The organism is Streptomyces sp. NPDC050145, assembly GCF_044460245.1.
Lineage (GTDB): Bacteria > Actinomycetota > Actinomycetes > Streptomycetales > Streptomycetaceae > Streptomyces.
The window spans coordinates 176,116-188,450 of record NZ_JBITJS010000004.1 but is presented as its reverse complement, the minus strand read 5'-3'; the positions used below and the strand labels follow the sequence as shown (position 1 = coordinate 188,450).

Genomic DNA, 12,335 nt, shown 5'->3' with positions numbered 1-12,335 from the left:
TGAAATCACCTCACCGTCGCCCAGAAGAAAGAGGCGAAACGTTCCATGAACGATCCCAGTGACGACAATTTCATCTCCTCCTACCGGGAGCTCAGCTGCATCGAGCTGGACATCCTGACGGAGGGCACCAAGGCAGAGGTGAAGAAGGTCCTCGACCTCCACGAGCTTTCCGAGGCTTCCCTTCCGCACCACCACCCCGGCCTGGCACAGTCGATCCAGAGCCTCCCCGAGGACCTGCAGCCCCCTGACCGGGGGGACGAGGGCGGTTCGGAGGACTGGCCTGACGCGCCCTCCAGGGACATCTGACGCCGTTCCCCTGGAGGGCGCGTCAGTCGAGTCCTCCCCCGCTCCGGTGGGCCGGCCGCACACGTTTCGCCGGCCGGCCCACCTCCATCCCAGCCTTCAACGCATTTGACGCATCAGGAGCGCAGCAGCCGTGCAGCCTTCAGACCAGCGGGTCGTCCAGACCGTCCTCGAGCAGTCCTCACGCGTCCTTCAGACCTATTCCGTAGACCCCGGCCTCGTGGCCGAGCACGCGAACGGCGAGCGTCGAATCACTCAGGGTGGATACGGGGACAGGCAGCTCTTCGAACTCGTCCAGAACGCCGCTGATGAAATCTCCGCCGCACCTGGCGGAAAGATTCAGGTCGTTCTCACAGAAACACATCTTTACTGCGCCAATGAAGGGGAAGCCGTCACCCCCGAAGGCGCCGAGACAATTCTCCGAATGAGCATGTCCAGGAAACGAGGCGGCCAGATCGGCCGTTTCGGCGTGGGAGTGAAGTCCGTTCTGGTCGTGACCGACACGCCTGAATTCTTCAGCACCTCAGGAAGCTTCGGATTCGACCGGTCCTGGTCCTACGAGAAGATCAGCGCCGTGCCGGGCGTCACCGATCGGTACGGAGAGAATTTCGACGCCCCGGTGCTTCGCATGGCCCGCCCGCTCGACGTGCGGGCCCATCGAGAATCCGACCCCGTGCTGAACGAGCTGCTGACCTGGGCGACCACCGTGGTTCGCCTCCCGCTGCTCGCCGGCGCGGACGACCGGTTGGGCCGGGACATGCACGGGGGACGGGCCAAGAACCATGGCGAGATCCGTGATGAATTCCCCGTCGGCTTCCAGTTGTTCTCCCCGCACGTCGGTCGGGTGGTTCTGGAGGACCGAAGGCCGCGTCCGGTGTTGCGTCGGGTCCTGGCCTCGCACCGCGTGGGCAACCTGCACACCATCGATGAGGAGCGCACCGGAAAGGCCGTAGCCAAGACCTCCTGGCGTGTGTTCACCACTACGCACGAGCCCGGGTCGGCGGCGCGTGCGGACGCCGGTGAGCTCCACGATCGCGTCGCGCTGGACCTCTCCTGGGCCGTGCCGGCGCTCACCGAGGACCCGTCGACCGGCCTCTACACGGCCAACGCCCGTGGCCGCGGCCGGTTCTGGTCCTTCTTCCCGACCAAGTACGAGATGACGTTGAGCGGCGTTCTCAACGGTGCCTGGAAGACGAACGAGGACCGCCAGAACCTGTTGGACTCGTCTCCGTTCAACCAGGAGATGATCCGGGTGGCTGCACGACTCGTCGTCGACTCCCTGCCTTCGCTCGCACCGAAGGAGGACCCCGCCGCGTATCTGCCCCTGCTGCCCGGCCGCGTCAAGGAGTCGATCAGCTGGGCCGACGAGTTCCTCACGCGCGAGATCTGGCACCATGCCGCGAACAGTCCTTCCCTTCCGGACCAGGACGGGACTCTGCGCAGCCCTGTGGAACTGCAGGCCCCGCCCCGGTTCAAGGACGCGAAGGACAAGGCCGATTGGCTGCGTCTCTGGCACGAGTGCCCCGGTCGTCCGTCGCATTGGCTGCACCCGAGCGCCGACGCCGACGGGCTGCGCTCCGGAAAGGTCGAGCACATCCTCGGCGAGCGGCGCCAGGAACGCGCGGGCGTGCGCGAGTGGTTGGAGGCCCTGGTGCAGTGCGGCACCGCCGAGTCCTCTGCGGCGGCGATCAGAATCCTCGCCGCCCTGGTGGAGTCGAACCGCCCCGAAGCCCGCGAAGCGCGCACCGCACGCGTCATCCTCACCGAGGAGCACGGCTTCGTCGCACCCACGCACGGCAAGGTCTTCCGCCGCACCGAGCAGGGCGGACTGCGCGAGTCGCTCGTGTACGTGGTGGACGAGCTCGCCCGGGACCCGGAACTGGGCCACGCTCTCAATGTCCTGGGGGTCCGGGAGGCCGACGTCGAAGGTCGGTTCACCAGCGTCCTCGACCAGGGCTTCGACCATTACGGCGAAGCCGAATGGCAGCGCTTCTGGGAACTGTTCCGCCAGGCGGGCATCAGGCAGCAGACCTACAAGGTGCTGGAGCGGGTGCCCGAACCTCGCGACACGCTGCGGGTCCGGACCGGCGACGGCCGCTTCCGGCCGATCGCGGACTGCATGCTGCCCGGCCCCGTCGTCGACGTGAGCCGTGATCCCGAGATCGCGGTCGACGTCGTGTTCCACTCGGACGACCTTCCGTTCTTCGCCCAGGTCGGGCTGCGTCCGAACCCGTCGAGCGGCGTCCGCCCCGGCATGGACGAGAAGTGGTTCCAGGAGTACCGCGAAGCTGTCCACGCCTCGCATCTGCAGGGGCTGGACAGCCGCGCTCCTCGACCTGCGATCACCCGGCTCAAGCTGGAGGGCGCGCCGATCGGCGGACCTCTGCACCTCTTCCGCGCCATGTCCGAGGAGTCCCGGGCCAACTTCCTCAAGGCTCTCCCCGACGAGTCCGTGGTGGACAACTGGACCCGCCAGTTCGGTGCGCAGGCGAACACCCGGCAGACGGTTCCCTCTCCCATCCGGTGGATGCTGCGAAAGTACGGAATTGTCGCGACCACTCAGGGCCTCAGGCCGCTCAAGGAGGCCGTGGGACCGCAACTCGCTTCGTACCGCGACGTGTTGCCCGTTGCGGACATGTCGCCGGAGAAGGCGCGCAAGCTCCATATGCCCGTCACGGTCGACGAAGTGCCGCCCCAGCTCTGGCAATCACTGCTCGACGCGGTCGCCCGCAGCGAGGACGACGCCTTCGTGGGGGCCACGTACGTGATGCTCACCCGGTTCGAGGCCGACTTCCCCGAGGACTCCCTGACCCGGTGCCGCATCGGCGACACGTGGGGCACCCGCCCCGACGACGAGATCACGCTGGCCGTCGACACGGCCGAGTACCGCGCGCTGCGCGCCGAGCAGCTTCCCGCGCTCCTGGTCCCGTCCGCTGCCGACGCCGAGCTCATGGTCGAACGGTGGGGCATGCTCCGCTACGCCGATGTGATCAGCAGAGAGACGCGCGAGGTCCCCGACGGCGATCCGATGCTCCTCGTCGACCTCTACCCGGGGCTGCGCCAGCGTCTGAACAGTACGAACCGCTCCAGTTCCGTCCAGCGCTGCAGTGAGCTGGAGGAAGTGATCCGCACGCCGAACGGAACGCGCTCGGCCCCGCTCAAGGCCGTCCGTCAGGGCGACGTCGTAAAGGTACGGGTGCCGCTGGAGCGCGCACCCATGCTGGCCCTGATCGACACCGAGCTCGGACTCGGTCTCCGCGCCGAAGGCTGCCGTGCCGTGCTGGAGCTCGAAGAGCGCATGGCCCGGGACAGTGCGACGCAGGCCGCCGTGAAGGCTGTGCGCGAGGCACAGGACGTGGTCACCAAGATCGAGCTGCTGATCGGTGCGGACGCCCTGCGCACAGGCCTGCCCGAAGGGCTCGTCGAGGCTGAGATGCAGGAGGGGGACGGCGCCGAGCCGACCCCGCGCCGCATCGCGCAGATGGCGTTCAACGCGCACGGTGACGGCGTGCTCCAGCAGCACGCACGCGACGTCCAGGCGCGGTTCCCCAATGCCCCTGGCAGCTACACCGGGTCGTCCAACGCGATCGCGTTCGTCTCCGATCTCAGGCTGCCGGTGTCGTTCGCGGGATCGCGCACGCCTTCGCCTCCTCCCTTCGAGACGATCGACGGCCCCCGGGACTTCCCGAGCCTCCACGACTACCAGGAGGACCTGGTCCGCAACGTCACGACCATGCTCGACCGCCTCGCACCGCAGCGTGGCATGCTGTCGCTGCCCACGGGCGCGGGCAAGACGCGTGTGACGGCCGAGGCCGTGATCCGTTGGGTCAAGCGCGTCAGGGAGCTCACAGGTCCGCTGCTGTGGATCGCGCAGACCGAAGAGCTCTGCGAACAGGCCGTCCAGAGCTGGAAGTTCGTCTGGAGCAAGGTCGGGGCGGAGCGTCCTCTCGTCATCAGTCGACTGTGGGGCGGCAACGAGGTGGGCGACGTGGTCGACCACCCGCATCTCGTGGTCGCCACGGACGCCAAGCTGGAACGCTGCCTCGGCACGGACCAGTACGAGTGGCTGCGGCAGGCGGCCCTGGTGATCGTGGACGAGGCGCATACCGCCGTGTCCAAGCGCTACACGGAGATCCTCGGCCGGCTCGGGCTCACCCAGTACGAGACCGAGCGCCATCTCCTGGGTCTGACCGCGACGCCGTTCCGCAACAACAACGAGGAGGAGACGCGTCGCCTGGTCAACCGCTTCGGAAACCGCCGGCTCGACGAGGGCGTCTTCCCCTCCGGCGATCCGTATCGGGATCTCCAGAAATGGGAGATGCTCGCTCAGGTGGAACACCGCACTCTGGAGGGCGGCCGGATCGAGCTGACGCGCGACGAGAAGAGCCACGCCGACACCATGGCGATGCTCTCCCGGTCCGCCGAACAGAGGCTCGCGGACGACCACGCGCGCAGCCGGCGCATCGTCGACGCGGTGGCCGCGCTGCCCGGTGACTGGCCGACTCTGCTTTTCGCCACATCCGTCGACCACGCCAAGTACCTGGCTGCCATGCTGAACGACCGCGGTATCCGCTCCGCCGCTGTGGACTCGACCACCAGCACCCAGGACCGCCGCACCCGCATCGAGAACTTCCGGGACGGTCGCATCCGCGTGCTCACCAACTACGGCGTCCTCACCCAGGGCTTCGACGCCCCGGCCACCCGCGTCGTGGTCGTGGCCAGGCCCGTCTACAGCACGAACGTCTACCAGCAGATGATCGGGCGTGGCCTGCGCGGGCCCAAAAACGGCGGCAAGGACACCTGCCTGATCCTCAATGTGAGCGACAACATCACGAACTTCGACACCGACCTCGCCTTCACCGAGTTCGAACACCTCTGGAGCCGTCAGTGACCGACGCCTACCTCGACAGCCCGCCGCTCACGGCCGAGCAGCGGGCCGTGGTCGAGCAACCGTGGGACGCACGCGTCCTGGTCACCGCCGGAGCCGGGGCCGGCAAGACGCACACCCTCGTCCGACGGCTCGACGAACTGTGCGGCCACGAGGATCCGGAGCAGTCCCTGGAGGCGTCCGAGATCCTCGTGCTGACCTTCTCCCGGGCGGCCGCGCGTGAACTCCGCGAGCGGATCACCCGGCACGGTGAGCGGGCCCGGCGCGTGCGGGCGCAGACATTCGACGCCTGGGCGTACGGCATCGTCACGCAGGCGTACCCGGACCAGGACTGGAGCTCCGCGAGCTTCGACGAGCGGATCAGGGCGGCGGGGGACGCGATCGCCGCTGGAGCGCTGAAGGCGGGAGACGCCACGCCCCCCGCCCACGTCGTGGTCGACGAGGTGCAGGACCTCGTCGGCGAGCGCCGGGAGTTGGTGCAGACCCTGCTCGACGTCTACCAGGAGAGCTGCGGCTTCACCGTGGTCGGTGACGCGGCACAGTTCGTCTACGGCTTCCAGATCGAGGACCCGGCCGAGCGTGCGGGTGAGACCGGGCTCTTCCTCACGTGGTTGCGTGTCTCGTTCGCGGACGACCTCGTGGAACTGCGCCTGAGCGAGAATTTCCGGGCGATCACCCCGGAGGCCCGTGTCGCGCTCGCCCACGGCCCCCGGCTCCAGGAGATCGCGGACCACGACGAGGCCGTGGACCTGTACGAGGAGCTGCGCGAACTTCTCACCACACCGGTGAACAGAATGGCCGGCCTCACCGATCCGTTCTCCCTCGACAGCCTTCGTTCGTCCGCCGGTACCACCGCAGTGCTCACCCGTGACAACCGCCAGGCACTCGTCGTATCGGGCCTGCTGCACGCGAACGGCGTCGCGCACAGCCTGAGGCGCCCCCTGGAGGAGCGGCCCGTGCCGTACTGGGTGGCCGAGCTGCTGCGCAGGACCGAGGCGTCCGGTCTCCCGGAAGAGAGGTTCCGCTCGCTCCTCGCGTCGATCCCGCTGCCGTACGAGCCGAACCCGGACATCCTGTGGACCGTTCTGCGACGGGTCGCCCGCGGCCCTGGGCCCGGTGTGATCGACCTCGACCGGCTACGCCGTGCTGTCGCCGATCGGCGCTTCCCGGACGAGGCTGCCGAGCCGGAGACCGCGCGCCTCACCGTCTCCACGGCGCACCGTGCCAAGGGCCTGGAGTTCGACCGGGTGATCGTGCTGACCCCACCGACCGTCTCCGAGTTGCGCAAGCAGTTCGCGGACGGTCTGGACATGCCGGCCGAGGCCCGAGCGCTGTACGTGGCGATGACCCGCGCCCGCGAGGACCTGTACTTCATGGACAGCCCGAGACTGCCGATGGTGAAGCGCGCCGAGGGCCGGGGAACCGGCAGGCAGTATGTCCGCGGGTTCAAGGGGTGGCACCGGTTCGGCATCGTGGCCGGCGCCCGTGATGTCTGCCCGGACACGCCGGCCGGCGACGAGAGCACGGCCGCCGCGATCCAGGCCTACCTCCTCGAGAACGTCCGCCCCGGCGACGAGGTGGTTCTGCGTCGGCGTCACGATCTGCCGCTCGGCGAGTGGCAGAGCCCGCCCTACGCGCTGTTGCACGAGGGGCACGAGATCGGTGAGGCCTCGGAGAGGTTCCGCCAGGACCTCTTCAAGGTGCAGAAGGTGACCAGTCGTTGGGACCCGTGGTGGCCCGACGAGATCCGCGAACTACGGGTGGACACCCTGGAGACCGTGACCGGCAGCGCCGCCGCCGGTGCGAACGCCGGCCTCGGCGACCGCGGTGTGTGGGTCGCTCCCCGGATCACCGGCATCGGCAGGTACCACGGGTACGAGACGGACAAGCAGCAGGAGCAGCACGCATGACGCAGACGACAGGCCGGCACGCCGAGCACTACCGGGTCCGGGACGAGGAGATGCTCGTGGGCCTGCGCCGGGAGCTGCTCGGCCCCGACGGCACGTCCGCCGATCGGGACGAGGTGCTCACGCAGGAACCACCCATCGACCGGTATCTGTCCGGGGTTCTGTACCCGCAGTCGGCGAACGCTGCTGCCGAGGCGGCGATGGAGGACGACAGTGCGCAGGACGACGGGTCCGACGCGACTCCGCTGACCAGGCGGGCAGACGCTGAGGAGTCGTCCACCGCCCAGGAGCTCGGATCCGCGGGATCACGCAAACCGTCGTCGATGGGGCTGACCTTCGCGGTCTCCCCCGATGCCCTGGCCGAGGGCCTGATCGAGGTGCGGGCCCGTGCCGCCGTCTATGTACCGACGGACGCCCAGGGGCGACCGGTGCCCGCTCGTCGCGCCGAGGCCCGAACCGTGTCCGATCAGCAGGAGCAGTGGCACCGCAAGGAACTGACTCTGCGGCCCGTCCTGGTCGACGTCACCACGCCGAATCCGAACCTGCGGACCCAACTCGACACCGGGGTCACCCTGCGCGCGAACGTCCGGCGCCCGGACCCCGAGCACGGCACCGTGACGGTGACCGTCACCCTCGTCAACACGTATCGCATCGGTGAGCGGGAACTGCAGGACGCCTTCTCCCTGTTCCAATGCGGGCTGACGGTTCGCGCCGCGAACGCGGCGAGCGCCTTCGTCGAACGCAGGGCGCCGGCCAGAGCCCATGATCCCGAAGTCGCCACGAGCCGGCTGCTGCACCGGCATGCGCCGACGTTCGCGGTGGGACACGGATGCGCGGCCGAGTGGGACTGGACGCCTCAGCCCATCGGCATGAGCGACTCCGTGCCGCCCGCGGTCGAGGAGATCCGCAGTGAGTTCGTGCCATCGGTGGAGGTGCTGCTGACGGACTCCAACCCGGAGATCGACGCCTCAGCGCTCTCCATGGTCGGTCTTGCCGAGCGTCCTGGAGTGGAGGTTCTCGCCGCTCTGGGTGCCTTGGCCGACGGCTACGAGAGGTGGATCGAGAGCAAGGAGGTCGAGGCGGCCGCCCTGACCGACGAGACGCTCCTGCCGCCCGCCCAGGATCAGATCCGTGATTGCCGTGAGGCCCTGGACCGGATCCGTCAGGGGATCGAGCTCCTGGCGAGCAAGCCCGACCTGATGCGGGCGTTCCGGCTCGCCAACCGGGCCATGGCCGAGCAGCGGGCGCGCAGTGCCTGGGTGAAGGGCGGAAGGAAGGGGAGCCCGGATCCCGCGGCCGGGTACTGGCGCCCCTTCCAGATCGCGTTCGTTCTGCTGTGTCTGGCCGGCGTCGACGATCCCGAGCACCCCGACCGCGGCATCTCCGACCTGCTCTGGTTCCCCACCGGAGGCGGCAAGACCGAGGCGTACCTCGGGCTGATCGCCCTCACCGCGTTCCTGCGTCGTATTCGCCTCGGTGCCGACGGCGGCGGCGTCACGGTGCTCATGCGGTACACCCTGCGGCTGCTCACGCTGCAGCAGTTCGAGCGGGCAGCGATCCTGCTGTGCGCGATGGAGCACATGCGTCGCTCGGACCCGGCCACGCTGGGGTCCGAGGAGTTCTCCCTCGGTATGTGGGTCGGGCGGTCGGCCACGCCCAACACGCTCGACGAGGCCGGCAAGAAGCTGGCCGAGCTCCGGTCCGACCTGGACAAGCGGCTCGCGACGGAGAACCCGGTTCAGCTGCACGCCTGCCCGTGGTGCGGAACCCGCCTGGACGCCCGCGCCTACGAGGTGGACGAAGAGGCCAAGCGCATGTATGTCCGCTGCCCCGGACCGGGCTGCGCGTTCGCCGACGGTCTTCCGGTCCACATGGTCGACGAGGCGGTGTACGCGGCCCGGCCGACGCTGGTGATCGCGACCGTCGACAAGTTCGCCTCGATGCCCTGGCGCCCGGCCACCGCAGCCCTTTTCAACCGCGACAGGCCCGGTGACGCCACCCCACCGCCGGAGCTCATCGTTCAGGACGAACTCCATCTGATCTCAGGACCCTTGGGCACGCTGACCGGCCTGTACGAGACAGCCGTCGACGCCCTGTCCTCTCTCCCCGCCGACCCTGACAACCCCAGGGCCGGCCGACCCAAGGTGATCGCCTCCACGGCGACCATTCGACGCGCCGCCGAGCAGAGCAACAGCCTCTTCGACCGCGGGGTCCGCCAGTTCCCGCCCGCCGGCCTGGACTCGCGCGACTCGTGGTTCGCCGTCGAGACGCCGCGTGAGGAGAAGGCGAGCCGGCGCTACGTGGGCCTGCTGGCCCCCGGCACCAGTCAGGCCACCCTTCTGATCCGCACCTACGCCACGCTGCTGCACCGTGCGGCCCAGGCGAAGACGGACGACGAAGTACGCGACGCGTACTTCAGCCTCGTCGGGTACTTCAACAGCCTGCGTCTGTTGTCGGCCGCCGAACTCCAGGTGCACGACGACGTCGTGGCCTACCTGGGTGTGCTCGCCGACCGCGAGGGCGTCTCCCCCCGCACCGTGGCGAACTACTCGGAGCTGACGAGCCGCATCGATGCCAGCGAGATCCCGACCCGTCTGAAGGGCATCGAGAAGAAGCTCCCGGACGAGGACACCGTGGACGTCCTCCTGGCGACCAACATGATCGCGGTCGGTGTCGACGTGGACCGGCTCGGCCTGATGGCGGTGATGGGTCAGCCGCAGACGACGGCCGAGTACATCCAGGCCACCAGCCGGGTCGGCCGTGCACACCCGGGACTCGTGGCCGTGATGCTCAACGCGACACGCTCCAGGGACCGTTCGCACTACGAGAGTTTCCAGCACTTCCACTCCGCACTGTACCGCGAGGTCGAGTCCACCTCGGTCACCCCGTTCTCCGCACGCGCCCGCGAGCGCGGACTGCACGCCGTGGTCGTGGCCATGGCTCGAATCCTGATCCCGGCCGCACGGGACAACGACGCGGCGGGGAGCGTCGCAGCGTACGAGCATCGGGTCCGAGGAGAGATCAAGGACCTGATCCTCGCTCGTGTCGCCGCAGTGGCTCCGGAAGAGACCGAGACCGTGTCCGAGGACTTCGACGAGTTCGTCGACTGGTGGTGCGACGAAGCCGACACTCACGGAGGTCTGCTCTTCGAGCCGCGCAAGGGTACCCGCGCACCTTCCGTCCTGAAGGCTTACAACGACGAGATCGAGGACCGCGAGGCCTGGCCCACTCTGTGGAGCCTGCGCGACGTCGACGCCGAGTCCGTCCTGTTCATGGAGGCAACCCGATGACCCCGCCCCCCTCTCGTCGTCGCAGGACCGGCGTTGCCGCGCCCGCCCGCAACCTTCCGCGCCGCGGCAGTATCCGCAGGGCCCAGGCGATCACCACGTACGGCGTCGGATCTCTCGTCGCCGTCGACCACGAGTCGTTCATCGTCTCCGGCCTCGACGGCGCCGACGCCAACTGGAGCCTCGACGAGTCTCCCCACATCCACGAGCAACGCCTCGCGCGACTGCTCGACGTCGCCTATTTCCGACTCCCTCCCGCCTCGGACGACAGCAGCAGAGACGGCCTGCGCGTGCGGCGCTTCCCGCTGATGCACTCGTGCCCCGAATGCAAGGAACTGCGCCGGCACGCCGAGTTCAATCCGCCCCCGGGCCGGAGCGTGTGCGGCACCTGCGAGGTCGATCTGGTCCCCTCCCGTTTCGTCGTCGCCTGCGAGGCGGGGCACATCGACGAATTCCCGTACTGGCACTGGGTCCACCGCACCATGGAGCGAAGCTCCGGCGCTGCCACCGGCAGCTGCGGCGGCACGCTTCAGCTGCGCTCCACCGGACGGAGCTCGTCCCTGCGCTCCATCCTCGTCTCCTGCACCTGCGGGAAGGCGCCCGAGGTGTCGATGGAAGGTTCCTTCCGCCGGAACTCGCTCAAGGACCTGGGCCTGCGGTGCAGGGGCACCAAGCCCTGGCTCGGAACGTCCGTGCCCGCCGACCTCTGCACGCTGACCGCACGCACCATCCAGCGCGGTTCGTCAGCGGCCTGGCAAGGAGTCCTCAAGTCTGCGCTCTCCATCCCGCCGTGGAGCGACGGTCGGGCGGACCCGCTGGCCGAACACTGGTCGGCCCTACGTGAGCTGAACGGTCCCGCGGAGATCGCGATCTACCTCAAAGCGCTGCGCCTCGACGCCTCCATCACCGCGGACCAAGTGGTGGAACTCCTCGACGCCGAACGGGAGGAAGACCCAGAGGGCGACGAGACGCCTACGTTCGACCGCCGATACCAGGCCCTGCGCAACAAGGAGTACGAGCGGCTGAGGACGGGCAACCACGAGCGCGACAACTCTCGGAAGGAGCAGTTCATCTGCGAGCCCCCGCTGGGTGACACAAGGCTGCTGAACCCTCTCGGCATCACCGGACCCATGTTGGTGAAGAAGCTCCGAGAGGTGCGCGCTCTCAAGGCCTTCACCCGGCTCGCCGATCTCGACTCGACGAACGACACGCTCGAGGCCCCGCTGGCCTCCGTGCGCCCGAACTGGCTTCCCGCGATGGAGGTCCGCGGCGAAGGAGTCTTCCTGCGACTCGACGAGGAACGCCTTCGCGCCTGGGAGATCGACCCCGGCGTGGCCGCGCGGGCTCAGCAGATGCGCGACGCGCATCAGAGGGTGATGAAGGAGCGCGCCTCGGACCCGACGAGCGTCCCTCCGTCTCCGGCAACGCCGCGCATGGTCCTCCTCCACACCTTGGCCCACGTCCTCGTCAACGAGTGGAGCCTGGACGCCGGCTACCCCGCCGCGTCCCTGCGTGAACGCCTCTACTCGGGCACCGACATGGCCGGTCTGCTCATCTACACCGCCACGAGCGACTCCGAAGGAAGCCTCGGTGGCCTGGTCGCCCAGGGCGAGCCCGAGCGTCTCGTCGACTCGCTGAGCTCAGCGGTACGGCGCGCTGAATGGTGCTCGTCGGACCCGCTGTGTGTGGAGTCGGAGGCATCCGGCACCGGCGGCACCAACCTGGCCGCTTGCCACGCCTGCGTGATGCTCCCGGAGACCAGTTGCGAGCACAACAACATCCTGCTCGACCGTGCCCTCCTCGTAGGCACCCCGGAGAACCCGGAAATCGGCTTCTTCACCGACCTGCTTCAGGTCTGAGCCCGACATCTGGGGGGGAGCATGACTGGCCGTTTCTGAATCCGCTTGGTCAACCTTCGCCCGGCAGACCGTTTGATCACTTCGGCAGGAG

General features: G+C 68.7%; 5 protein-coding genes. All 5 read left to right on the top strand.

Annotation, left to right across the window (positions count from 1 at the left end; genetic code table 11):
- The first annotated feature begins 45 nt into the window (after positions 1-45).
- A complete protein-coding gene (locus ACIBTU_RS10150) occupies positions 46-306 on the top strand; it encodes a hypothetical protein (protein ID WP_399125531.1) in 261 nt (86 codons plus the stop codon).
- A gap of 130 nt (positions 307-436) precedes the next feature.
- Entirely contained in the window at positions 437-5,194 is a 4,758-nt protein-coding gene (locus ACIBTU_RS10145) for a DEAD/DEAH box helicase (RefSeq protein ID WP_399125530.1), read from the top strand.
- Complete coding sequence (locus tag ACIBTU_RS10140) at positions 5,191-7,101, top strand: UvrD-helicase domain-containing protein (RefSeq protein ID WP_399125528.1); 1,911 nt, start codon at positions 5,191-5,193, stop codon at positions 7,099-7,101. The genes ACIBTU_RS10145 and ACIBTU_RS10140 overlap by 4 nt, the downstream gene beginning before the upstream one ends.
- Positions 7,098-10,388: a helicase-related protein gene (locus tag ACIBTU_RS10135; RefSeq protein WP_399125527.1), complete on the top strand. Its 3,291-nt coding sequence runs from the start codon at positions 7,098-7,100 to the stop codon at positions 10,386-10,388. Before ACIBTU_RS10140 ends, ACIBTU_RS10135 begins: the two co-directional genes overlap by 4 nt.
- Entirely contained in the window at positions 10,385-12,244 is a 1,860-nt protein-coding gene (drmB, locus tag ACIBTU_RS10130) for a DrmB family protein (protein ID WP_399125526.1), read from the top strand. Before ACIBTU_RS10135 ends, drmB begins: the two co-directional genes overlap by 4 nt.
- Positions 12,245-12,335 lie beyond the last annotated feature (91 nt).

Coding starts and splice junctions, on each gene's coding strand:
- ACIBTU_RS10150 (WP_399125531.1), top strand. CDS start 46: ATGAACGATCCCAGTGACGACAATTTCATCTCCTCCTACCGGGAGCTC.
- ACIBTU_RS10135 (WP_399125527.1), top strand. CDS start 7,098: ATGACGCAGACGACAGGCCGGCACGCCGAGCACTACCGGGTCCGGGAC.
- drmB (WP_399125526.1), top strand. CDS start 10,385: ATGACCCCGCCCCCCTCTCGTCGTCGCAGGACCGGCGTTGCCGCGCCC.